22 protein-coding genes are annotated in these 24343 nt (G+C 61.3%); 5 read left to right on the top strand and 17 right to left on the bottom strand.

Annotated features, from left to right (window positions below):
- The first annotated feature begins 87 nt into the window (after positions 1-87).
- A complete protein-coding gene (locus tag XI06_RS02705) occupies positions 88-1242 on the top strand; it encodes a hypothetical protein (protein ID WP_271604613.1) in 1155 nt (384 codons plus the stop codon).
- Positions 1243-1267: 25 nt separating this feature from the next.
- On the opposite strand, the gene XI06_RS02700 is transcribed toward XI06_RS02705, so the two are convergent.
- Positions 1268-2062: an FkbM family methyltransferase gene (locus XI06_RS02700; RefSeq protein WP_271604612.1), complete on the bottom strand. Its 795-nt coding sequence runs from the start codon at positions 2060-2062 to the stop codon at positions 1268-1270.
- A gap of 165 nt (positions 2063-2227) precedes the next feature.
- On the opposite strand from XI06_RS02700, the gene XI06_RS02695 reads away from it, so the two are divergent.
- Positions 2228-3187, top strand: coding sequence for an NAD-dependent epimerase/dehydratase family protein (locus XI06_RS02695; RefSeq protein WP_271604611.1), 960 nt, complete (start codon positions 2228-2230; stop codon positions 3185-3187).
- 23 nt (positions 3188-3210) lie between these two features.
- Here the strand turns inward: XI06_RS02695 and XI06_RS02690 are convergent, their stop codons facing one another.
- From XI06_RS02690 to XI06_RS02655, 8 genes are all read right to left on the bottom strand, one after another.
- Entirely contained in the window at positions 3211-4731 is a 1521-nt protein-coding gene (locus tag XI06_RS02690; protein WP_271604610.1) for a hypothetical protein, read from the bottom strand.
- A gap of 91 nt (positions 4732-4822) precedes the next feature.
- Positions 4823-6148: a lipopolysaccharide biosynthesis protein gene (locus XI06_RS02685; RefSeq protein WP_271604609.1), complete on the bottom strand. Its 1326-nt coding sequence runs from the start codon at positions 6146-6148 to the stop codon at positions 4823-4825.
- Between the two features lie 62 nt (positions 6149-6210).
- Positions 6211-7599, bottom strand: a complete 1389-nt coding sequence (locus XI06_RS02680) for a hypothetical protein (protein ID WP_271604608.1) — start codon at positions 7597-7599, stop codon at positions 6211-6213.
- The gene (locus tag XI06_RS02675; RefSeq protein WP_271604607.1) at positions 7599-8819 is read right to left on the bottom strand and encodes a LegC family aminotransferase; all 1221 of its coding nucleotides are present in this window, start codon (positions 8817-8819) and stop codon (positions 7599-7601) included. The genes XI06_RS02680 and XI06_RS02675 overlap by 1 nt, the downstream gene beginning before the upstream one ends.
- A 5-nt stretch (positions 8820-8824) precedes the next feature.
- Entirely contained in the window at positions 8825-9823 is a 999-nt protein-coding gene (locus XI06_RS02670) for an NAD-dependent 4,6-dehydratase LegB (RefSeq protein ID WP_271604606.1), read from the bottom strand.
- 212 nt (positions 9824-10035) lie between these two features.
- A complete protein-coding gene (locus tag XI06_RS02665) occupies positions 10036-11136 on the bottom strand; it encodes a DegT/DnrJ/EryC1/StrS family aminotransferase (protein WP_271604605.1) in 1101 nt (366 codons plus the stop codon).
- A gap of 3 nt (positions 11137-11139) precedes the next feature.
- The gene (locus XI06_RS02660; RefSeq protein ID WP_271604604.1) at positions 11140-11607 is read right to left on the bottom strand and encodes an acyltransferase; all 468 of its coding nucleotides are present in this window, start codon (positions 11605-11607) and stop codon (positions 11140-11142) included.
- Positions 11604-12680 (bottom strand): Gfo/Idh/MocA family protein, encoded by a 1077-nt coding sequence (locus XI06_RS02655; RefSeq protein WP_271604603.1) that lies wholly within the window; start codon positions 12678-12680, stop codon positions 11604-11606. Before XI06_RS02655 ends, XI06_RS02660 begins: the two co-directional genes overlap by 4 nt.
- A 165-nt stretch (positions 12681-12845) precedes the next feature.
- Between XI06_RS02655 and XI06_RS02650 the strand changes: the two genes are divergently transcribed.
- Positions 12846-14168, top strand: coding sequence for a hypothetical protein (locus XI06_RS02650; protein ID WP_271604602.1), 1323 nt, complete (start codon positions 12846-12848; stop codon positions 14166-14168).
- Here the strand turns inward: XI06_RS02650 and XI06_RS02645 are convergent, their stop codons facing one another.
- The gene (locus tag XI06_RS02645) at positions 14169-14630 is read right to left on the bottom strand and encodes a hypothetical protein (RefSeq protein WP_271604601.1); all 462 of its coding nucleotides are present in this window, start codon (positions 14628-14630) and stop codon (positions 14169-14171) included.
- On the bottom strand, positions 14630-14824 hold the full coding sequence (locus tag XI06_RS02640; RefSeq protein ID WP_271604600.1) for a hypothetical protein: 195 nt from the start codon (positions 14822-14824) through the stop codon (positions 14630-14632). The genes XI06_RS02645 and XI06_RS02640 overlap by 1 nt, the downstream gene beginning before the upstream one ends.
- Positions 14825-15708: 884 nt before the next feature.
- On the opposite strand from XI06_RS02640, the gene XI06_RS02635 reads away from it, so the two are divergent.
- Both XI06_RS02635 and XI06_RS02630 read left to right on the top strand, forming a co-directional pair.
- Positions 15709-16905 carry a CgeB family protein gene (locus XI06_RS02635; RefSeq protein ID WP_271604599.1) on the top strand — a complete coding sequence of 399 codons (1197 nt, stop codon included), beginning with the start codon at positions 15709-15711 and terminating at the stop codon, positions 16903-16905.
- Entirely contained in the window at positions 16902-17708 is an 807-nt protein-coding gene (locus tag XI06_RS02630; RefSeq protein ID WP_271604598.1) for a class I SAM-dependent methyltransferase, read from the top strand. Before XI06_RS02635 ends, XI06_RS02630 begins: the two co-directional genes overlap by 4 nt.
- A 24-nt stretch (positions 17709-17732) precedes the next feature.
- Here the strand turns inward: XI06_RS02630 and XI06_RS02625 are convergent, their stop codons facing one another.
- The 6 genes from XI06_RS02625 to XI06_RS02600 form a co-directional block, all read right to left on the bottom strand.
- Positions 17733-18920, bottom strand: a complete 1188-nt coding sequence (locus tag XI06_RS02625) for a glycosyltransferase family 4 protein (RefSeq protein ID WP_271604597.1) — start codon at positions 18918-18920, stop codon at positions 17733-17735.
- A gap of 9 nt (positions 18921-18929) precedes the next feature.
- Positions 18930-20036 (bottom strand): DegT/DnrJ/EryC1/StrS family aminotransferase, encoded by a 1107-nt coding sequence (locus tag XI06_RS02620; RefSeq protein ID WP_271604596.1) that lies wholly within the window; start codon positions 20034-20036, stop codon positions 18930-18932.
- A complete protein-coding gene (locus tag XI06_RS02615) occupies positions 20033-20446 on the bottom strand; it encodes a hypothetical protein (protein ID WP_271604595.1) in 414 nt (137 codons plus the stop codon). Before XI06_RS02615 ends, XI06_RS02620 begins: the two co-directional genes overlap by 4 nt.
- A gap of 22 nt (positions 20447-20468) precedes the next feature.
- Positions 20469-21404 carry a hypothetical protein gene (locus XI06_RS02610; protein WP_271604594.1) on the bottom strand — a complete coding sequence of 312 codons (936 nt, stop codon included), beginning with the start codon at positions 21402-21404 and terminating at the stop codon, positions 20469-20471.
- 148 nt (positions 21405-21552) lie between these two features.
- Positions 21553-22494 (bottom strand): class I SAM-dependent methyltransferase, encoded by a 942-nt coding sequence (locus XI06_RS02605; protein WP_271604593.1) that lies wholly within the window; start codon positions 22492-22494, stop codon positions 21553-21555.
- Positions 22495-22769: 275 nt separating this feature from the next.
- Positions 22770-24338, bottom strand: a complete 1569-nt coding sequence (locus XI06_RS02600) for a hypothetical protein (RefSeq protein ID WP_271604592.1) — start codon at positions 24336-24338, stop codon at positions 22770-22772.
- Between the last annotated feature and the right edge of the window lie 5 nt (positions 24339-24343).

Below are 24343 nucleotides of genomic sequence, written 5' to 3'. Positions count from 1 at the left end.
CCGTCCATTGTTGCCTGTGCAGCGCCCCAGGCTGTATAGATCGGGGCGCGCTTGAGCCGACTGGCGCTCGTTCCGGGAGAACGCGACATGACGACGATCGAATCACTTTCCGACGTGACGCCGCTGACGCGCGCCGTCGAGATTGGTGAACTTCCGATTCCACCCTATCGCGGCAACACGCTTCCTGCGATCGATTATGATGCGCACCCGGCTTATGGCGGCATGTTCCCGAAGCCGACTTTGCGTGAGCGGCTCTATGCCCTGAACGTTTTTGCGCGCACTTTCGCCTTCGTCACCATTCGCCGCATCGTCGATTACGACAACATGCCGCTGCTCACCAAGGAGGCCGGTTTCAGCGGCCTCAATGCGCGGACAGCGCTGCGCTACATCTCGATGTTCGGGAGAATCCGTGCGAGCCGCGCGATCGGCTGGCTGACCGGCGCACGTCGTCCTGCGAAGCCGGCGAACCCGGCGTTGCTCAACAAGATCAAGTCCGACGGCATTGTCTGCCTGAACCTCACGCCCGACGAGATCGAGCAGATCCGCAGCGTGACCAATCCGGGCTTCGCCAAGCTCGACGAGCGCCGCGCTAACATTCCACCGCAGAAGCGCAGATTCGACGACAACGTCTACTGGTGCACGCGCTCCGCCGATCCCCAGGCGTTCACGACCGTCGAATCCATTTTCAAGCGTTACGGCATCATGGAGGCGGCAAGCGCCTATCTCGGCCGTCCTGCGGGCGTGAAGCACGTCAACGCGCAGATCAACGACCAGGACCTCGCATTCTGGAAGCGGGTCTTTCCGGATACGCAGCTTGCCGACCCCTGGGGCAGCTATCTGCACATCGACGCCACCTATGGCATGCTGAAATGTGCGATCTACGTCCATGACATCGGTCCGGACGGCGGCCCGTTCTGCTACATCCGCGGCAGCCAGAATGCGAAGATCGGCTGGTTCGAAGGCATGACCCGCCGCACCAACGATTTCTCCGGATTCTCCGGCCGCCGGCCCGATGCGCGCAAGAAGTTCATGGCGCTGCCGGCGTTCCTGCGCAAGAAGGCCGATTTTGGCGGCGACCTGCCCGACAACTCGCCAGAGGTGGCGCGCCTGCGCGAGGGCCATTTCGCAGCAACCTCGAACTACGGCAATTGCGTGCTGTTCGACGGCAACGGCATGCATCGCGGCGGCATGGTCAACAAGGGCGAGCGCCGCTGCCTGTTCATCCTGCTCGCGGAGATCTGAGGCGCGCGGTGCGCGCGCCACCCGGCTACGCGCCGCGCAGCTTGCTTGGACGCTTGAGATATTCGGCGAGCTGGTCGGGGGTGAAATAGGCCGTCTGACTGCGCAGCGGACTGTCCTTGCGCACGAAAGCCAGATCAATCTGGGCCAGCGCGCCGTCGAGCGAGCGCATGTGCCCCTCTAGCACGTCATAAACCGCAAAGCCCGCGTCGTCGCAGAAGCGAACGATGTCCGCGAATTGCGGAATGCCATGCCGCATCGGCATCATCGTGGTCTCGAGGATCATGAGATCGATCTCGCTGATGCGCGTGCCGAGGCCCTTCAACACCTCGATCTCGGCCCCCTGCGTATCGATCTTCAGGAACACCGGGTGCTCCAGGACCTCTGGCAATAGCGAGTCCAGCCGTCTCATCGGCGTCTTGCGCGCCTCGCCGTCGAGGGCCTTGCCCTCAACTTGCGCGAAAATGCTCGAGCCCGAGATATCGTCGTGGACGTTGAAGGTGATCTCGCCATTCTCGGCGCCGGCGGCAACCAGAAAGTATTCGGCATTGAGCCGCTGCTTGAGCTGCTCGAGAATCGGACGGCATTCGGCCACCGGCTCGACCAGAAAATACTTGGCGCGCGGAAACGCGTCGTAGATCGGCGATGTGCCGAAGGCAATGCCGACGTCGATCACCGTCTTCATATCGAAACCGAGCGACTTCAGATGTTTGAAGAACAGGCCAAAATTCCTGACCGGCGCATTGGTGCGCATCAGGCGCAACCCGACAGGCTCCAGGGCGTTGTTGATGGCCTGAAACGCGGCCGAGACGAATGCCTTCATGAAGCGGGCGCCGATTGGGTTAGAGCCGAGGTGGAGGATCGCGATCGCAAAATGCCTCTACGCACAATGGATATGCCACAGTTTGCAATCGACTGGTCGGTTTGGTAGATCAGCCCGGCAAGCCGGTCAAGCGACCTCCCCGTCGGTAGAGACAGCGACATCAGCATGAAAGTTCTCGTGACCGGAAGCTCGGGCTTCATCGGCCAGGCGCTGGTGCGGCGGCTGCGCGCCGAACATTGCGACGTCGTGGGGCTCGACAAGGTTCCGGCCAAGACCACCGACATCGTCTGCGACATCCTCGATGCCGATGGCCTGACAAGAGCGCTGACTGGCGCCGCACCTGACGCGGTGGTCCACCTCGCCGCACGCATCGATCTCGACGAGAAGACCGACCTGTCCGGCTATACCGCCAACATCGAGGGAGTAGAAAATCTCGTTGAGGCCATCCGGCGGACGCCATCCGTACGGCGGGCGATATGGACTTCCTCGCAGCTCGTCTGCCGCGTCGGCTACGTGCCGACCAGCGACACCGATTACAAGGCCGACACCCTGTACGGAAAGAGCAAGGTGCGCACCGAAGAGATCGTCCGCGGCAGCGATGGCGCGGGCCGCGAATGGTGCCTGGCACGCCCAACCACCGTCTGGGGACCGGGCATGAGCGCGCACTACCAACGCTTCCTGCACATGATCGAACGCGGTCGCTACTTCCACGTCGGACATGGTCCGCTCTGGAAATCCTACAGTTATATCGACAACATCGCGTTCCAGTATTGGCGTCTCCTGAGCGTGCCTGCGGAGCAGATGCACCGCCGGACGTTCTATCTCGCCGACTACACCCCGATCGATCTGATCGCATGGAGCGACACGTTTCAGCGCGCCTTCGGCGCGCGTACGATTCCACATTTGCCGCGCGGTGTCGCGCGCATGCTTGGACTTTGCGGCGATGCGATCAACGCGATCGGATTGAAGCGGTTTCCCTTCAATTCATTCCGCCTCAACAATGTGCTGACGCAATACCAGTTCGATCTCGGCCCGACCGCAGCGGTCTGCGGCCCGCTTCCCTGCACCATGGAGGAAGGCGTCGCTGCGACCGTCGCGTGGCTGCGGAACGCCTCCTCGCGTTGAGATCAGACCGTCGGCCTTTCGACCTAGAGCCTGCCAGCGTCCTCCGGCGCCTGCGCCCGGAGCTTGGCCAGATCGAGCATCAGGCCGGTCGCCAGCATCGAGATCAGCACCAGCGCCGAATTGGCCATGCCTAGAGGGCCTTGAACCGGGCTGAGAAGAATGCTGGCGAGAACGAATACGAGCAACAGCGGGGGCGTCATCAGACTGGAATGCCTGCTTCCAGCCGCGCTCCAGCCGGCCACCGCTCCCCAGATCGCCACGTAAATCACCGCACCGACGAGGCCGAAATCGATGAAGGCTGCAGCCCAGGCGCTTGGAAAGAAGCCGTAGACCAGCGCCGCCCGCTGTTCGGCCTCCATGGCCGGAACGTGATCACTGGCCGGGAAGAAAACCCGCAGCAGCGGCGACAGCACGCCGACTTCGTACACGCCCCAATGGAGCGTGAATTTATCGCGGGCCTTCCAGACGATATCGACCGTCCGCACGCCATGGGTCAGATAGAAGTAGGTGCTGAGGCCGATCATGGCTTCATGCGCCGACAGATGGCTGGACTCGAGCGCCGCGGTCACGTAGCCGCGCGGTTTCACATTCCAGGCTTCGAGCATCATCGCCAGAACAGCTTCTGTTGAGCTTGCGCTGGCCGCCGGCGGCGGAAGCGCCTGCGCATCGGCAACCCGTTGGTTCAGCTGAGCCGCCGAGATGATTTCACTGGGCTTGGGCGGCGGAGTTTCCACCGGTGCAGCTGTAGCTGGTCCCGGCGCCGCCACAACTGTGTCGCGGCGATCCTTCTCCTGCTGCAATTCGGTGATCAGAGGCGACATCCGGATGCAAAAGCTTTGCCTGGTGGTCCAGATCGCACTGGAATAGACCGCAAACAATGCCACGACGATGCCGGTCTTGAGCAGAAGATGATGGCCGCGCGGCAGCAGCGTTCGTCCCTGCGCAAGCCGCACCAGCATCGCCATCGCCACGAGAACGAGGATGAACAGGATCGGCATCCGTCCCGAGTAGAGCAGCGCGTAACCGACAGGGCAGACGATGGAGAGCTGGGCCAACGCTGCGGCCCATCCCCTGATTTCCTCGCCCTTCAGCAGGAACAGAACCAGGGAAACAAAGCCAAAGGAGAACATCGCGTAGCCACCGTAGAGCAGCGGCGTGCGCTTGATCGCGACCGCGTCGACGAGCTCCGGCGCACAGCGCAGCAACTCGGCATAGCTGTTGTTGCTCACGCCGCTGAGGAGCGTCCGATCAAGCGCCATCAGCGCGATGCCGACGATGCCGAACAGTGAAGCGGCTGAGGTGATGTTATTGAGCGTCCGCGCGGAGAGCGGCGGCGAAGCCTTCCTGCGTGCAAACCAACGATCGAAGGCGAGCTTGCCCCCCTGATAGAACAGGAGAAAGATCGCCAGCCCAAACGCAACCAGCGTCACCACGGCCGCAGACGGCTGCCCCGGATAGTCGATCGGCCCGACGGCGACGGCGAGGAGCGCCCCGAGCCAGATCACGGTCATCAGAATGGCGGGCGAAGCGAGAAGGCCGAGCAAAGGAATGCGCCGCCGCTGTAAATTACCGCTCAAAAGGCACCCCCTTCTGCTGGAAAATGAGACTGCCCTGACAAGTTACGCGAGCGTGTCCTCACGGATAAGGCATGTCCGGATCGGTGGGAAGGCCGATGGTTTCGGTTGCACCCTGTTCCTTGAGACTCCCCCGCATCCCGTGGATGGCGAATCCCAGCAGGGAGATGAACAGCGCGGCGCTGGCAACTCCTCCGGCAAGCGCGGCACCGTAGATCCCGAGCAAGGGGATCAGCGCCACGTTCAACGCCGTCGAGACCACTGCCGAGCCGAGATTGCAGATAAGGAGAAATTTATCCGAACGCGCTGCATAGAGCGCATAAGAGGGGACATCCGCCAGCATACGCAGGAATATCCCGGGCAGCATGGCGTAGAACACGCCGACGTTCGCCGCATAGGTGGAGAGTCCGAGCAACGTCAGCATCGGCCCCATGGCGAAAGCAGATAGGACCATGGTCGCGGAAACCAGCGCCAGCATCGACCAGAAGAACGACCGCAGCGACGCGCGGTAGGCGTCCGGGCCCGCCGCGTAGCCTGCAATAACTTTCGGCAAGAACTGATGCGACACCGAGCCGCCCAGCGACAACAGCCCGATCAGAATCGTGGAATAGAACGTGTAGATGCCGAGCGCGTCACGGCCGACGAACACGTCGATGACGAAGCGGTCGACATAAGAGATGACCAGCGCTCCCGCCGCCGTTAGCATGAAGGGACGCGCGACGCGAAGGCCCGCGCGGATATTCTGGACATCCGGCCGGTAGCCCCTAAGCTCACGCCACGGCAGTTCGGCGAGCGAGAACGCGGAAAAGCCGATCGACAACACGCCGCCCAAGGCCCACCAGATCAGAACCGTCTGCAGCATCCGTGTCGAGGGTACCGCGAACATCAGCACGGCGATCACGTAGACCCAGATTCCACCGCGCAGGAACACGCCGATATAGGCGCGCACCGGCCGCCAGGTGATGATCAGGATTCGCGTCGCCTCTAGCGAAACATGCTCGGTGACGAGGATCAGGATGAACCACGGCGCAAGGCGCGCCGGAAAGGAGCCCGTGGCGATCGCGCCCGCCACCACGATGCCGATCGCGAGGAGCGCCACCGCGCCAAGCGCCATCTGGTCCGCAATGATGCGCGCGCGCTGCTCGAGGCTCGCCGGCACCAGCTCGCGCAAGGTGTAGGAATAGAACTCCAGACCGACCACGAGAAGCGCGAAGGCCAGCGCTGCGGTCAGCAGGCCATATTGTCCCATCTCCGCGGGCGACAACATGCGCGCCAGGAGCAGCGACAGCAGGAAGCGGCTCGCCAGCGTCAGAGCGCGCAGCACCAGCGCCGCGACCGTGCCGGCAACCGCCGGACGCGTCACGAGGTCGAGCAGACGAGGTCGCATCGCGCTGTTTCCATTTCCGCCGGATGACGACATCGGTTGCAAGTGCGCTCCCCGCGGGATCGTCAAGCGACGGCTTTGCAGGACTTCATGAATCGCGGCAAATGCGCGTTCAGCGAACGCGCCAGCGGCTCGACTGACGCCCGCAGGGCCTCGTTGTCAGGGTCGAACTTGCGCCAGCCGAAATAGTCGCCCTCGACGCTGATCGACGCCAGGTGCCGCATGATCGCGCGACGCGTCGTCGCGAGATCGTCAGGGGATTGCCATCGCGCCAGCCGCTCGGCGAGACCGTCGATCTCGCCTGTGTCGCGAATGTGCAGGAAGTGCTGCCCGGTAGCGTAATAGGGCTCCGTCGCGACGGAAATCAATCCGGCCAGCGCCGCCTGAAAGCCGATCGTGCCGGTGAACGTGACCGACACCGCGCACTTCCCGATCAGCAGGTTCGCAGGCACGTCGTAAGGCACCAGCACCACGGCCGGCACCTTCGCCAGCCGCTCGAACAGCTCGCGCTGACGAAAACCGAATTGCAGCGGATGGTCCTTGACGAAGATGCGGTAGCCGGCACGACCGAGCAGCTCGCAATAGCGCACCAGCACGTCGTCATGCGCGAGCATGCCCTGCGATTCGAGCCAGTAGTCCATCGAAGCTTCGGGAAAGAGCTGAAGCCCGAGGAATACCCGGCGCTCGCGCCCGACCTCAGTGAGCCGCTTGTCCCAGCCGTGATCGAGCAAGCCGAGCACGGCGACGTCGCGCAGGCGCACCTTGTGCTTCAGCCGCTTCAGCGCGTCGAGATAGTGGCAGTTGTAGCGATCACGCTTGAGGAACCGCCAAACGTTGAAGAAGGCGCCGCGCAGAGTATAGTAACCGAAAATCTTCCAGAACCTGGCGAGCGAAAAGCGCTTGGCGTCACGCACATAGGCCGGCGCGAAATCTTCCCTGCAAAGCTGACCGACTGCCGCGTCAATGTCCTCCGCGGAGGGTTCGCGCAGCCAGACCGGCTTTCCGCGCCGCATCAGCATCACCTGATTCGGGATGATCGAGGTTGTCATCTCCAGGAAGTCGATACCGCGCCGCCGCGCGGTGCGCGCCATCACGTCCATGACGTAGCGGTCGATGGTGAACGTCATGACCAGCTCGGGGGCAAGCTTGTCAAAAGCCTGCTCGATCGCCTGCGCCATGCCGCCGATCATCCTGAGCGCGACATCGCGATCGATGCTCCTGAGCACGCGGCAGCGCAGGATGATGTCGGCGCATCCGTCCTGGCCGAACCGGTCGAGCGCTGCGGCCGCGGCATCGCCCCGATCTGCGAAACGGTAAAAATCGTCGACCAGCGAATAGTCGCCGTCGTCGCGCAGATCGCTGAGCACGACCGCGTCGGCAAACTTCATGCGCGAGGCCAGGTACTTCCACCAGGCCGTCGTGCTGTGAATCGTGAAGAAAACGATCCGGGACATCAGCGCTCGTTCGCGCTTTCGGCCAGGAACGGACTGCTCGGCAGGTTGATACAGCGGGTATTCATGTCCTCGGCGACGGGGAGCGACGCGCGCGGGCAGTCGCGGTACATCGGCAAGAGGTGCATCGGCGTCCACAGCGGCCGGGCGCGAATGCCGTGGCCGTGCAGGGCCTCGAGCAGGCGGTCCCGCTCGGAGGCGTATTCGCGGTCGAGCACCAGCGTGTTGAGCCAGTAATTGCTCTCGGACCCCTTCGGCTCGCGATAGATGCGCGCCCAGGGAAAATCGCTGAAGGCATCGAGATAGCGTGTTGCGAGCACCCGCTTGGCCGCGACCATCCCGGCCAGCCGCTCCATCTGCGCGCAGCCGAGCGCGGCGTTGATGTTGGGCAGACGGTAGTTGTAGGCGACCTCGTCATGCTCGAAAGCCCAGGCATGCGTCTTCTTCGCCGTCGAGGTGAAGTGGCGGGCATGGCGGGCATGTGCCTCGTCGTCGGTCACGATCATGCCGCCGCCGCCGGTCGTGACGATCTTGTTGCCGTTGAAGCTCAGCACCGCCGAGTGCCCGAACGTGCCGCAGCCCTTGCCGTTTAGGGTTGAGCCGAGCGACTCCGTCGCGTCCTCCACGATCGTCAGGTCGTAGCGGGCAGCAACGGCCCCGAGTGCCGTCATGTCGACGGGGTGTCCAAAAATGTGCACGGGAACGATGGCGCGCAGCCGGCGGCCGGTGTGCTTGTTCACCCAGGCGCCGTTCTGCCGCACCGCGATCGCGTCCAGGTGCGCCTCGAGCGCGCGCGGGTCGAGCCCCAGCGTGTCCCAGGTCGAATCGACAAAATGCGGCACAGCGCCGGCATGGCTCACGGCATTGGCGGTGGCGACGAAGGTGATCGAGGGCAACAGCACCTCGTCATTGGCCTCGACACCCTCGAGCACCAGCGCCGCATGCAGCGCGGCCGTGCCGTTGACGATTGCAACCGCGTGGCGCGAACCGGTCGCTTCCGCCACCATCTCCTCGAAACGGGTAACGTATTTGCCGGCCGACGACACCCAGTTGGTGTCGATGCAGTCGAGCACCAGATCGCGCTCGCGCTGCCCGAAACGCGGCTCATGCAGCTCGACCGGGCGCTGCGCCGCTCCGAGCGCCGCATCGACGGCATCAAGCACCGGCTTGAGATCAAGCATGGCGGGACGGTTCTGGCTTGCTTGCGCGGAAGACATGTTCATCTGGCTCACAGCGTGTAGGCATTGACGCGATAACGGGCCAGGTTCTCCTGCTTGGTGAACCAGGCGATGGTCTGTTCCAGACCCTCGCGCAGGCCGTCGACGCCGCCGAAACGCGGCGACCAGCCTAGCAGCTTTTGCGCCTTGGCATTGGAGGCCCAGAGCCGCTCGACCTCGCTGCGCTCGGGGCGTACGCGCACGTCGTCATGCTCGATCTCGATCTCGGCTTCCATCAGCTCGGCGATCAGCCGCGCGGTGTCGCCGATCGAGATCTCGAAAGCGCTGCCGATGTTGATGACTTCACCGACGCAGGCCTTGGAATCGAGCGCCGCCAAAAAGCCGCCGACGGTATCGGCGACATAGTTAAAGTCGCGCGTCGGATGGATGCTGCCGAGCTTGATCTTGCGCGCGCCCGCCGCGATCTGGGTGATGATGGTCGGGATCACCGCGCGCGCCGACTGTCGCGGCCCGTAGGTGTTAAAGGGGCGCACCACCGTCACCGGCGTGCCGAACGAGCGCTCGAACGACAGCGCGAGCTGATCGGCGCCGATCTTGGTAGCCGAGTAAGGCGACTGACCCTGGAGCGGATGCTCCTCGGTGATCGGGACGAATTGCGCCGTGCCGTAGACCTCGCTGGTCGAGGTATGGATCACCTTCTCGACGCCGAGATCCCGCGCCGCCTGCAATACGTTGAGCGTGCCGCGGATGTTGGCTTCGACATAGGTGTCGGGCGAATGATAGGAGTACGGAATCGCGATCAGCGCGGCGAGATGCAGCACCGCGTCGCAGCCCTTGACGGCGGTGCGCACGCCGTTGGGATCACACACATTGCCGGCGAAGACGTCGAGCTCTTTCCTGATGTCAGGCGGCGAGCAATCCAGCCAGCCATGCGCACCCATGCTGTTATAGTGCACGAAGGCACGCACCGCGACATTGCGCCGGACAAGCTCTTCCGCAAGGTGCGACCCGATGAACCCGCCCGCCCCCGTCAAAAGTACCTTTCGCAAAGTTTTGGTTCCCCTCTGGCCGGGCCACCCGACCCGCCTGCCGACCTGATACGGCCGCTTCTAAACATTCCGGCCGCTGGAGGCCAGTTTTGAATGCGCGGCGGTCCCATCAAGGGACCGGGAACTGCGCACACAAAAGACAACCGGGCGGGGCCCACAAGTCTTTGAGAAGGATCAGCAAATCTCGCGCGAGCGGAGCGCCCTGCCCGGCGCTATGCAAATTCGCGCAGGAGACGGATCACGCTGTCCTGCTGCGCCGGCGTGATTTCGGCAAAAATCGGCAGCGACAGGATGGTGTTCTGGTCCCGATATGCATGCGGAAATTGCGCCGCGGTGTGACCGAATCGCCCATAGGCCTGAAGCAGCGGCAGCGCGGTCGGATAGTTGATCGCAGTCTGCACCCCGTTGGCGTTGAGGTGAGCCGCCAGTGCGTCGCGGCGCGGATGCCTGATGGTGTAGAGGTGATAGACGTGATCGCGGCCGGGCGCGACCTGCGGCACGCTCACGCCCTCGATCTGGTTGAGGCCGGCATCATAGATCGCAGCGGCCCGCTGCCGCGCCTCGGTCCAGGCGGCCAGATGCGGAAGCTTTGCCGAGAGAATCGCGGCCTGCATGCCATCGAGCCGGCTGTTGACGCCCTCGATCTCGTGCTTGTGCTTCACCAGGCCGCCATGGCGCGCCAGCTTCGTCATATGCTCGGCAAGGGCTGCGTCGTTGGTGACAACGGCGCCGGCATCGCCCATCGCACCGAGATTCTTGCCCGGATAGAACGAATAGGTCGCGGCCGCGCCGAACGTTCCGACCATCTGCCCCTTGTAACGCGCCAGGTGCGCCTGGGCGCAGTCCTCGATCACCCACAGACCATGCCTGTTCGCGACCGCCATGATCGCGTCCATGTCGGCGGGCTGGCCATAGAGATGCACCGGGATGATGCCGACGGTGCGAGGGCCGATCGCAGCCTCGATTGCCGCTGGATCGACCGTGAAGGTCGCCCCGTCGGTGTCGCAGAATTTCACCGTCGCGCCGGCATGGGTGATCATCGCCGAGGTCGAGATCCAGGAATGCGCCGTCGTGATCACCTCATCGCCCGGCCTCATCTTCAGTGCGGCCATCGCGAGATAGAGCGCATCGGTCCCGTTGGCACAGGAAACGCAATGCTTCACGGACGCGGCCTTGGCGAAGTCGCGCTCGAACGCATCGACATAGGGGCCGCGGATGAAGGCGTTGTCGCGGATGACGGCGGCGATCGCAGCGTCGATCTCGCCTTTGATGTTTTGATACTGGAGCTGGAGATCAGCGAAGGGTACCGCCATCAATCACTTCCGCAAGGTCAGGAGTCGGGCCGGATTGCCAGCGTAGGTGCCGGCCACGGCGATGTCCTTTGTCACCACCGAGCCCGCGCCGATCACGACGTCGTCGACGATGGTGACCGGCAAGATCGTCGCATTGGAGCCGATCGACACCCGGTTGCCGACCTTGGTCTCGCGCCATAGTTCCTTGCGCCCCCTGGCCGGTCCGCCGCTCGCAAAGGTGTCGTTGATGAACATCACGCCATGGCCGATGAAGCAATCCTCGCCGATGCTGACGAGCTCGCAGACGAAGCTGTGCGATTGCACACGCGTGCGTGCACCGATAACGGCGTCCTTCTGGATCTCGGTGAACGGCCCGATGAAACAGTCGTCGCCGATCGTGCAGCCATAGAGATTGCAGGGCTCGACGATTTTGACGCCGGCACTGAAGCTGACGTCGCGGATCCCGATCTGGAGGCGCTCGGGGCCGCTCACGAAGCGATACCCAGGCGGCTGCGACGGGGCATGAAGCGGAGCTGCACCTCCTGCCCGGTCTCGATGGATTCGTAGAGCGCGGAGATCAGCTCCAGGCTCTTGCGGCCCTGGAGCCCGTCGACCAGTGCAGCACCCCGGTCGACGAGGCACTCGACGACGTGCTGATAATAGGCCTGGTGGCCGAAACCATAGACGTTCGGCGGGTTGACCGAGAACTTCTCGATGACTTCCTTGTCCGACGGCAGCTCGTTGACGAAGCACCAGTGCCGGATCTGGTTCATGGCGAAGCCGCCGACCTCGACCGTTCCCTTCTCGCCGAGGATCGAGAGCGAACCTTCGAGATCGACCGGCCGCACGGCGGTCGTGGCCTCGATGATCCCCAGCGCGCCACTGCGGAACTTCAGCGTCGCGACCGCCGTATCCTCGGTCTCGATCTTCACCAGCGCGGTGGTGCTGCGCGCATGAACGCTCACGACGTCGCCGAAGAACCACTCCAGCATGTCAATGTGGTGGCTGGCCTGGTTGGTCAGAACGCCGCCGTCCTGCGCCCATGTGCCGCGCCAGGCATCCTGGTCGTAATAGGCCTGGTCGCGACACCAGCGCACGCGCACGGTTCCCAGCACGAGCTTGCCGAACCGGCCGGCATCGAGCGCCTCGCGCGCCTTGACGATCGGCACGTTGAAGCGGTTCTGCTTGACGACGAAGAGCTTGACGCCGGCCTCGTCGCAGGCGCGGATCATGTCGTCGGCGTCCTGCAGCCGCAGCGCCATCGGCTTTTCGACCACGACATGCTTGCCCGCCCGCGCGCAGGCGATCGCGTGCTGCGGATGCATCCCGCTCGGCGTCAACACAGAGACCGCGTCAACGTCGTCGCGCGCCAGCATGTCATCGAGATCATAATGCGCGGCGACCTTGAACTTTGAGGCGATCGCGTCCGCCCGGGCGCGCTCGGAATCGCAGACCGCGACGAGGCGCGCGCCCTCGATATGGTTGCCACCCAAAAGGTCGGAATGGCGCTTGGCAATGCGCCCGCACCCGAGCAGACCAAATCTGACAGAAGTAGCTCCCAGCATGCGATTTCCTGACCGATCAAAACGCCGGATACTACTACATCAAACAGGACGCGTGTAAAATGCCGGTGTTTGCGAAAAACGCACGACGCGGCGTCTACTCGAAACAGATTGAAAGCACACACAAATTGAGTTAGCCAGAGTGTTTGGGGACTGACTGACGGAAAAATGTCGCTCTACTACAAGCTCGATACGAAGCAGATCGCCATCCTAGCGTACGCTTGCAGTGCGACCTGCTGCTTGTCCCTCGCTTGCGTCTCACTCCTCTATCCCGAGTTTCACATCAGGTATTTTTCCGGTGCATTGTGGCTCGCCACGGCGATCACAGTGCTCTTTGCCTGCACGTCCTGCCTGTTCGGCCTTGCCCGATTCAGTCTTGGATATGCCATCGGCTTCTACCTCTACGTCATGATCTTGGGCTACCTGTGGCTGAACTCTTTCTCAGACCTTCCCTACAATCATGCGGTGACTGGCCTGTCTGCGGCGGCCTCCGCCCTGTCATTTCTGCTACCCGCCTTGCTCATCAACGAACCCCTCCCTCGGTTGGTCCGCCTGTCGGAGCGCACCGCGAGCCGGGGTCTGACGTTGATCCTCATGGTATCAATGGCGGTCATACTGGTTGGCGCTTGGTACAATTTCAGGATGGTCGGCATCGACCGAATTTACGACTTTCGCGAAGCACTGGCGTTCCCGACGCCGGTGAGCTACCTCCTGGGCATTACGTCGAACTCGCTGCTTCCGTTCGCATTTGCCTGCTTCGTGCTGCGTAAGAATCTCTGGCGCGCGGGCCTGGTCATATTTCTCATCTTGCTCATTTATCCAATCACGCTCGCAAAGGCATCTCTGTTTGCTCCGGTCTGGCTCGTTGGCCTGACCGTCGTTTCGAGGTTTATCGACGCCAGGTCCACCGTTGTGTTGTCGGTTTTCGCTCCGATCGTTTTCGGGCTTTTGATTTTTTTTCTCGTCCGCCAAGGCATGTTGCATTACGGCACGATCACCTATTTTGGATTGGTCAACTTCAGGATGATCGCGATTCCCTCGGTCGCCATGGACTATTACAACTATTTTTTCTCGACCCACGAATCCACCTACTTTTGTCAGGTGCAATTCGTGAAGGCGCTCGTGTCCTGTCCCTACACGGAGCCGCTGAGCGTGGTGATCTACAAGTTCTTCGGTATCGGCGGTTATTTCAACGCGTCGCTGTTTGCGACGGAAGGAGTGGCCTCCGTCGGCACGCTGTTCGCACCATTTTCAGCCTTGGCCTGCGGCCTTGTCATTGCTGTCGGCAATCGCCTTTCGGCGGGATTGCCTGATCGGTTCATCCTGATTTCGAGCGCTATCATTGCCCAGACATTGATGAATGTTCCGCTTACGACGGTCATGCTTTCATACGGCGGAGGTCTTTTGTTCCTGCTGCTGTATTTGACACCTCGCGAGATGTTTCACACCGGCCACGTTGTTCAAGCTGATCTCAAGACATCAGTTGCGTAATCACTTAATGCGCTCACCGGAAAACGCTTGAGCCGCCCCAGCTTGGTGGGCGCGTCGTTGCGCCCGGTACGGATCGGGCGCGTTTGGGTCAGCCACGCTATACGTGCGCCCGTTGGTGTTTGGATCGGTGTTGTCGCTGGTCGAAAAAAGCAGCATTGTCCCGTTGTATCGCCAGTACGAATAGCGACCCTGCCCGGCGACCATGACATCGCGATGGACGCTGTGCGCCGGCCCCAGCGGCTTTCCATCCTCATACAATTGCAAGGTCGATTGATCGATGTTGTCCTTGTCATCCGGCTTGGCGCCGGGAATTGCAGGGTGGACTATAAAAGCATGCGTATTTTCATACTGAACGAACGGTCCAGACAGGATGTTCGCGTCAGCTCCCGGCCGCTGACTGAGAAGAAAGGCAACAGGAAGATAGATCATCAAGGTCACGATCAGGAAGGCAGAAGCGCGCATCAGAACTCTTCCCGCGCAACCAGTCGAGCTGCCGTATACGCGTATAGCATCTTGCTCGATGCAGCGACCGACAAAGCGCCGGTGCGACGACCGAAGAAGACGTCCCAGTCGACTTCGGTGACTTTCGGATTTCCCATCTCGTCCGCGATGCGCCGAGCTTCCGGCTCGATGCGCGGATCAAATTCGTCAGGCACCTCGGGCTTCCCGGTGGAAATGGCATACTGCACAACCAAAACTAGAGATAAAATACACCTCCCGAAATACAATGCAACAGCGTTCGAGCCGGTCTGCTTGGATCTGTGATATATTTCCAACAATTGACCTATCGCGAGCAACGCGCCAAATCGATACGCGGAGCCACGGCGAATGGCGCGTACGGATGGGTTAGGTCGACTATGAAGGGTAATGCTTGACTGCTCACAATGAAGACATGGAACACCCGATCGAGACTGATAGCCGTCATTGCCGCTGCTCTCGGATATTTCGCGACGGCTTACTGGCTAACGATCTCGTACAGCCCTGACCCAAAGTTCACAGTAGGCCCCCCGGTTCCCGGCGAAAAAGTCCTGCTGTGGAAGCCGTTTTCGAGACAGGGCTCCCCATCCAGCTTTGCGTTCGGGACCGAACGCTACTCGATGTTTGATGATTTGGGCGATTCCGGAGACCGTCCCTATCGCTCTCCAATCGAGCTCTACGAAAACGGAAAGCGGTTAGGTCCGGCTCATAGTAGCGCGGACGAAATTGCCGCACTCGGAGGCGGCCGGTTCGCGCATCTGAGACTGAACGGCAGCACCGTCCTATTCTCGGCGAGCGACAATTCCGACCCCAACACCAATGGTAGAGCATATTGGATTGTAAGACCACCCGCCCCCGCCGAACCCGGTCAATCGACTACGCCAGCGGCGCCTGGCAGATGAACGACGTCTGCCGCCAACGGACGCGCGGAGCTTCTCGCTTGAGCCTTCCTTGAGATCGGACATATCGATGTCGCCACTTCCACCCGGTTCCGAACCATTGTTGATCAGACCCCGGCTAATGGCATAGACCTTGTCCATGCCAAAGGGATTAAACTAAGCCAGTGCGTGTCCTCATCCTCAACGCCGACTATCCGCGCTTTGTGGCGTGGCTGTATCAGCGCAATCCCGAGCTTGCCGGCACGCCCTACGCCACGCAAATGGCGGCGCGAAATGCCAGCCTGTTCGGCGTCGCCGATTTCTACTCGCGCAATTTCGCTGCCGCAGGACACGTCGCCGCCGACATTCACGTCAACAATCCCTGGATGTGGGCGGCCTGGGCGCGCGAGCACGGCATCGCCGTGGAGCGGCCGCCGGCGCCCGGCTCCGACGCCCCGCGGCAAGCAATCCCCAACTGGCTCCAGCGCGGAATCGCACCGTTCAAGCCCGTCCTCAGGCCGCTCGCACGCAAGGTCGGCTTGAGCCCGCGGCTGGATGCCGAGGCGGAAAAGATCCTGCTGGCGCAGATCGAGGAATTCCGGCCTGACTTGGTGCTCAACCAGGACGTCTTTCACGTCGATGCGCGCCTTGCGCGACGGATCAAGGGCATCGGCCGCCCGATCCTGATCGGCCAGATCGGTATCGTTCCCTCGCGCGGCGAGGACTGGTCGGCCTATGATCTGATGATCTCGCAGCTCTTCCAAGTCGTTCGGACGTTCCGCAACGCGGGCGTCAGGTCCGAAGTGCTTCATCTGGCCTTCGAGCCCGACATCCTCGACGTGCTTCCGCCGGCGCCCGAGCGCAGCATCGACATCTCCTTCGTCGGCGCCGTGTCGGCGGATCACCAGCAGCGGGTCGCGCAGCTCGAAGCGGTCGCGCGTACCTACGATCTGAAACTCTACGGCAGCGGACTGCACACCCTCCCTGCTTCCTCGCCGCTGCACCGCTGCTATCAGGGCGAGGTGTGGGGCGTTGAGATGTATCAGGTTCTCAGAACATCGCGCGTGACGTTGAACTCGCACATCGATATGGCCGGCCGAGAAGCCGGCAACATGCGGCTGTTCGAGGCAACGGGGGTCGGCTCGTTTCTACTGACCGATGCCAAGGACAACTTGCCCAGCCTGTTCGAGCCTGGGCGCGAGGTCGCCGTGTGGACATCGGTCGAAGACTGCCTGTCGGAGATCAAGGCCGCCCTCGACGATGAAGACCGGCGACAAGCCATCGCCCGGGCCGGTCAGGCCCGAACCATGGCGCAGCACACCTACCGTCAACGCGTGCAGACCCTTCTTCGGCTCGCCGCAGACCTGCCGGCAAGCCGATGAAACCACGTTCGCTCGCCAGACGGCTCGGTGCTCGCATCATCCGGTCGATCCCGATTGTGCGGCGTCAATTCCTGACCTCGACCGACTACCGCGTTCTCAGCGGCCTCGACGAGGCTCGCAGAATCTCGACTGCATCAGAGGGATGGTTCGCCGCGCGCACGGTGCAGCGCCAGGAACGCGCCTATCTGAATCTGATCCAAGCCATGAAGCGGGGCGCTGCCCGCCTCGATTTTGCGGTCGCCGCGGCCGCCGTTGAGGAGACCAAGCTTGCAGCACCGACCGTGCTCGAGGTTGGCTGCGGTAGTGGCTACTATTCGGAGATCTTTGCCCATTTGCTGCCCGACAGACTCCGCTATTCCGGAGTGGACTATTCCGAGGCGATGATCGCGCGCGCACGTGCGCGATACCCGTCGGTCACCTTCGAAGTCGCCGACGCAACAATGCTGCCCTTTTCAAGCGGCAGCTTCGAGATCGTTTTTAATGGCGTCTCTCTGTTGCATATTCTCGCCTATCAAGATGCGGTTCGCGAAGCAGCGCGCGTCGCCTCACGCTTCTGCATTCTGCATACTGTGCCAGTTCACCAACATCGCACAATTTTTCTGACTAAGTACGCGTACGGTGCGCCGGTCGTCGAAATCGTCTTCGAGAAGCGCGAATTGATCGAACTTTGCGAAAACGCGGGACTCAGATTGCAGCGTGAATGGCCCTGTATTCCGTATGATCTACACGAGATCACTGGGCACCATTCGACGACCGAGACCTATCTATTCTCGAAGCGAACCGCGTCCACGGCGATCCGTTGAAGCTGGGCCGGGGGCCTGATTCGATCATTTCCAGCAACGACGCTGCGGCTCGAATCTGTCGAATATCTTGAATACGCCGGCAACGAACTCGCGGCCGGTCCACCGTATCGCGCGAGCCTTGCCGCGCTCGACGAGTTTGCGTCGCAACTCCGCGTCGGACAGAACCTTGCGGACCGAATCCGCCAGGGACGCAGGGTCCATTGGATCAAACAGAAGCGCGGCGTCTCCAAGCTGCTCCTCGGCACCAAGATAGTTTGAAACGACAGCGGGACATCCCAACGCGAACGCCTCAAGCGGCGGCAGGTTCTCTGGACCCGAAAAGGATGGATAGACCAGCGCCCGGGCGTGCTTGTACAGCCCAACGACGTCCTCAGTCGGTACGAAACCGAGGATGACAATCTTGTGCGAGACTCCGAGTTCGGCGGCGCAGCTTTCGACAAACGCCCGATTGCCTCTGTCGGATCCAACGAGAACGAGAGTCGGCGTATCAGGATCGGTTTCGACGAGAATCTTGAGCGCCCGAAGCAAGTTCACATGATTCTTGTGAGGCCAGAACTGAGCCGGATAGAAAATGAAGTCCTTCGGAAGGTTGGCCGGTGGCTTACTTTCCTGCTCGGCTGCTCGCAGTGCGAAGCTGGGCGTCGGATGCGGTAGGATGTCGATATGATCCTCCGGAACGCCGCAGTACCGGGTAACCTGATCCTTGCCGATCTTTGTCCCCACGATGATCGACGTCGCCCGCCGAAGATGTCTCGAAAAAAAGAGCTCCCGATGTTCCCACTGCCAGTTTCGGTTCATTTCCGGTAACCACGGATGCGTCAAGTACTGAACATCCCACAGCGTCGTCGCGTAGGGAGTCTCGTAGGTATCGTGATTTCCCCCAGCGAGCCAGACGAACTCTACCCCGAGAGTGCGCATCTGCTGCTCGAACCGGCTCGGCCATCTCCAAAAATATCCAAATACGGGCCAATAGTGACGAAGCAGAGAAATATGCCTGTCCAAGATACCCGGCTTGCAGTTCGCTATCAGAGTGACGTTCGGCGCCAACTGCTCTCCGCGCATCGCCTCCACGTAGTCTCTTGGCGCGAACAGCGTGAAGCGATGCGAGCTTGTCGCTGCCTGCTCCAAGAATGCGGCCACCACGTCGTGGACGAACGTAAACCCGCCGCCAAGCTGTTTATCAATGTCGCCCAGGACGACGCCGACGTGCATTCAACTTTCTCAACTTCTGGCTTTGACGATGGCGTCGGTTACGTATTGGAGCTTTTCGTCGGACAAGCTCGGGGCGGACGGCAAGTACAGGCCTCTCTCCCAAAGACCGTCGGCAACGGGGCAGCCGTCGGATTGGAACCCAGGCATTTCCTTAAGAATGGGCTGCTGGTTCATGGGACAGAAGAAGGTCCGGGTCTCGATGCCGGCCTTGGCTAACCTACTTGCCAGTTCGTCGCGCGTAAGTCCGAACTCGGGCTCGACGGTCAGCGCATACATCCAATAGACGTTTCGCGCCCAATTCAACTCGACCGGTAGGCGCAGACCGGGCACCTTCCCGAGCAGGGAATTATACGCGGCCGCCACCCGGCGCTTGTCGGCAATGATCTGCTCGATTTTCTCGAACTGGGCCAGTCCCATTGCGGCCTGATAGCTCGTCATGCGGAAATTATAGCCTGCGACTTCGTGACGGAACCGAGGCTTTGTAAAGCCGAGATTTCGGAGAAGGCGGAGGCGTTCGGCGAGCTCGTCGTCATTGGTCGTCACCATGCCCCCCTCGCCGGTCGTGATGACCTTGTTGGCGTAGAAGCTGTAGCACGCCATGTTGCCGAAGCTCCCGGTCATGCGTCCTCTGACGGTGGCCCCGTGCGACTCGGCGCAATCCTCGATCACCACGAGGTTGTGCCTTTTTGCGATCTCCATCAGCCTGTCCATGTCAACCGGATGTCCGAATAGGTGGACAGGAATGATCGCCTTCGTCCTGGGCGTGATCAGTGCCTCGATCAGGTCGAGATCCAAATTCCAGGTGAGATTCTCGGAATCGACCGGCACAGGCATGCCACCATTGTGGTACACGCCAAGCGCGGTGGCGATGTTGGTGCTCGCGCTGACGAGCACCTCGTCCCCCTCCCCCACGCCCGCCGCGTCGACCGCGAGATGCAGGGCGGTCGTTCCGCTCGTGACGGCAATGCCGTGCTTGCAGCCGCAGTACTCGGCAAAACCCTTCTCGAACCGATCGAGATAGGTACCAAAATTGCCGGAAATCTCTCCGCGCCGAAGGGCGTCCGTGACGTAGGTGATTTCCTGGTCGCCGATGAGAGGTTCAAAGACGGGGATCATCGTTGCACACCAATCTCGACCTTGTCCCGGTCAGCGCCTAGGAAGGGTCCCTGTTTGACACTAACACATTGCATATCCTCCAACACGCGCACCGAATGCGCGCCATGGATCAAGAGAATTGCGTCACCCACCCGCAGCACGACCTCGTGAAAGCGAACCCCGCCGTCAGAAAAGAAATCGACCGCGACAACGCCCTTCTGGACAACGAACATCTGCTGCAGATCGTCAATCTTGCGTTCGATCGTGGGGTGATAATGTGCAGGTTCGACGAAATCGCGCCCGTGGGCGAGCAGCCCGAACTGGAACGATGAACCGGCCGGCGAAAAGAATACGCTCTTGTCTACCGTCGTGCCGGCGCGGATGATTTCGGCGTAACGCCTGCCTTCGTGCTCGACTACCTCGAACTTCATCTCTCAACTCCGCTTGCAGCAATCAATTCAGATCTCCGAGCTTAACCAGGGAATCGTGCTCGACATCGTAGACGAGCATGTTGCCTATTTCCCGTAGCCGCGCGGCTCCCGACAGGAATGTGAGCCTGCCAGCCTCGTCCCTGGATTCCCGGAATTGAGACTCGACGTACCCTTCCGCTGCCGTTAACACCCGCTGGCCGTTGAGACAATCGCGACGCACAAAGAACGCGTTGTTGCCCGCGCTGTTGGATCCCACAAACGCGTACCCTTTGCGTTCGCCAAGCTGTACCAATGCACCTAGCGAAGCGCCCCAATATAAATTGGAGCTGTGGGCGCGCGATCGAACGAAAGTCTTGTTGTACGGCACGGTGACGGCATGACGCGGCCCGAACACGCTGTTGTATTCGGCCACCACGATCATGGGATTAACGACTTCGATCTTGTCCCAGACCCAGTAATCGTTGCCATCGATATCGACGCTGAGCAAACCTATCTCGCCGACAAATCCGTTTTCGGAGAAAATGCCGTTGATATTGTCGACATCGACAAACGCATCGACGGCGACGAGATTATGGCGCCAATAGATCGAGCTGCTCCGCACACGGCGTACGTTGGACAGATCGCCATCGATAATGAGCCCGCGCCAATTGTTGTTCACCAGCAGAAATCGCGTGTTCGCTTCGTCGTAGGACTCGACGCCGAACTCGATAAAACTTCGGCAATGGGCCGGGATGCGGGCTTGCCGGATCAGGTATTGTATGATGCCATCTTCGCCGAACTGGGAGAAGACTTTGAACTCAGAGCCCCTAATATCGTCAATCGTGCCCTGCGAAGCAAGTTGCAAGCTCAGAGTCTTGGCAGCGAGTAGCTTGCCATCCTCGATCTGACGAGGCAGGGCCAACAGGCCGCGCACACGCGAATTTGCCAAGTCCCAGAATCTGCGCATGACCCGCATCAAGACGTTCTCACCACGACGTCCAAACAACCTACGAGCGCGACGATTAGCCCAAGGGGAATACGGTCGCAACCCAAAAGCGCTACCAAAACACCTGCTTGGACGGATCAAACACGATCAGGGTCGCACCGGACGGTCTCCGGCATTGCGCTCACTGCCAGTCAAGCTCTTCCAGTCGTCCGTCGGCGTTGGAACAACGCCAATAAGCCTCTATGCGCCCGCCGGCCAGCGAGGCCAACGGATATTTTTGTTGTTTGATACGAACATGCTTGAACTGCTGCCGAAGAAGGGCGCGCAGGTCGTCTTGCGTGTTGAATATCTGTAGATGATCCTGTCCTTCCGGTCCGAGGCTTTCCGAGCCGCAAAAAATGCCGTCTTGCGCCAGCGCAGCGGAGATCTTCTTCAGTACCTCCATCGAACCTTCGCGTGTAAAATGACCGATCGCGCCATCGAAGATGATCAAATCGTAGCTTGAGCGAGGGAATGCCTCGATCACTGCGTCAAGCCGGCGATAGCTGATGTTCGGCGCCGAGTTGTGCCTGACCGCATACTGGATCGCACTGTCTTCGATATCGACGGCGTCAACGTAACCTGCTCTCGGCGCATAGAAGCGCTTTGTCAAGGCTCCATCGCCGCAGCCGATGTCAAGTACCTTAGCTCCATCGCGGATGATTTCAGCCGAAAGGAATGCGCGCGTAAACGAGTATACTCCGGCATTCAGATTACCATCAAACAAGCTGAACAGAGCCCCCGCATGAATGCTGAAGTGCGGCTCGCCATAGACTTGCCAGGCCCATTGGCGCCGGAAAACGCTCGAATAATAGCTGGATATTATGCGCTTCGCGAGCCCTGCTCGGATCTCAGATCCGAAAAGCATGAGTTCTGCGAAATGTGCAGCATTGCGTGCAATGAGGCTTTCTCGAACCGCCCTGGCGATGCGCGACTTGAACGATTTATCGATTTTCATCGGAGCGACTGGTCCGTGGTTCAGCACATCAACATCAAGTCGATCGCGTGCGGTTGTAGAAGCCTGCGTTGGCAGCCACGTCGTGTTATCTGGTTTGGTCACTAACGTGTTGGGATAGTTAGCCAATGCCATCTCATTGGACCGGACGCAAGACTTGCCGATCGAGAAACTGGTACCGGCACGAAGGTTTAGGCGACACCCAGCGGCGTTTTGCACGCGGCCGCCCGGTAACCAGACCCCGGTCGCTAGGATCAGTTGCGTCCCACAGATCCAACCTGCCAAGTCCAATCCTTACTGGTGTTTTGCCCGACGAGTCAAGTCAACTTCGCAAAATCCTAATCCTCCCTCCGCCCTCGACGACTACTGTGCAGGGGTTGTTTTCGAGCTTTTGCCGTCAGCGGTCAGTTCGGCACCGCTGCCAGCACCCGCGCGCGCACGCGTTCCATCAGAAGCGGACTGGCCGCGATGGCCACGACGATAAGCCAGATCAAGCACTCCGCCAGGAAACGCAGCAGCCCAGCTCCCGGCACAATATCCCGGATCGCCAGTCCAAGCCCCCATCCGCCCGGGATGATCGCGGCCATGGTCGCGATCAGGACCAGCATGTGGCGGACCGGATGCGACAGCGTCTCGCGCACGATCACGAGCGTCAGGATTCCGAACTGGGTCAGCAGGTCGCTCGCGACGATCGCGATTGCGGCACCGATCGGACCGAGCCGGGGAATCAGCACGGCCGACAACACCAGGAAAACGCCCAGCTGCACACCCTTGGTCCGTACCAGCAGATCACCCCGGTTGCTGTGACTGGCGAAGCCGAGGGCCACCAGAGAAGGCGCGACGACAGCCGAACCTATCAGCAGCGTGATGGTGAGCGCGGCATCGTTCGGAATGCTGCCATGCGTCCACAATGCGAAGAAGTCCGACCAAAAGGGCAACAGCCCGCCAACGATCAGGCTGGCCATCCCGGTGATGAACAGCGATCCGTAGGCATAGAGGCCTCGCAACCGCACCATGTCGCCGATCGCGAAATCGTGGCCGAGCTCTGCGCCGATCGGCAATGTCATCTGGATGCAGATGCCTCGCAGGAAGCTCGAGATGACGCGGATCAAGCCCCATTGCGCGACCGCCACGCGATCGGCAACCATCGCGCTGACGAGCAGCATCGGCGCATTGGCGAGCGCGATCTCCGTCAAATTGGCGACGGCGAACGGCAGCGCAAGGCGGAATTGCCCGGCATTCCATCGCCAGGACCGTGACGCGGCCGCGCGTCCGCGCTTCAGGAATGGCAGCTGGCGTGGCGCGTCGTACACGATCAGGAACAACGCGAACAGGATCTGCGTCGCGACGAAGGTGATCGCGACCGCAAGCAGGCTGCCGAGCCATGCAACTGCGATAAGCTGCCCGATCTGTCCGGCCAGCAGCCCGACATTCTGCGACCACACCGCACGGCTGTATTTGCCGCGCACGCGATAGAGCCCGGAGACGAGATTGGCCGGCAGACCCAGCAGAGTGCCGACCGTGATGACAATCATCGCGACATCGAAACTCTGCGTGTTGTGAAACCCGAGGACTGCCGCGGGCGGAAACAGCTCAGCACCCGCGATCAGCAAGACGGCGAGTCCCACGACGATTCCCGAATAGAGCCGCATCATGCGCGCGTAGAAATGCGCCGTGCGTCCATCGCAATCGACGCAGGCATTGAACGCGAGAAAGCGGTTAATGGCGCGAAGCTGCAGGCCGGCATCGGCGACGACGACGAGGCTTCCGGCCGCATAGAGCGCGAGCCAGGCCGCGAGCGTGTCACTGCTCCAGAAATGCAGGAACGTCGGGATCAGCAGAAGCTGCTGCGTCAAAGCGAGCAGCATTTGCACGAGGTTTGCGGACCAGCCGCGGATCAGCCGGTAGAAGCGCCCACTCTCGCGTCCGGGGCTGTCCGTCCTGCCCGGCGGGTCAATCTGCGTGTCGGTCAAAACGC

It is taken from the genome of Bradyrhizobium sp. CCBAU 11434 (genome assembly GCF_028128895.1).
In the GTDB taxonomy this organism is placed as follows: domain Bacteria; phylum Pseudomonadota; class Alphaproteobacteria; order Rhizobiales; family Xanthobacteraceae; genus Bradyrhizobium; species Bradyrhizobium zhengyangense.
The sequence above is the reverse complement of the archived record's forward strand: the minus strand, read 5'-3'. Positions and strand labels throughout refer to the sequence as shown.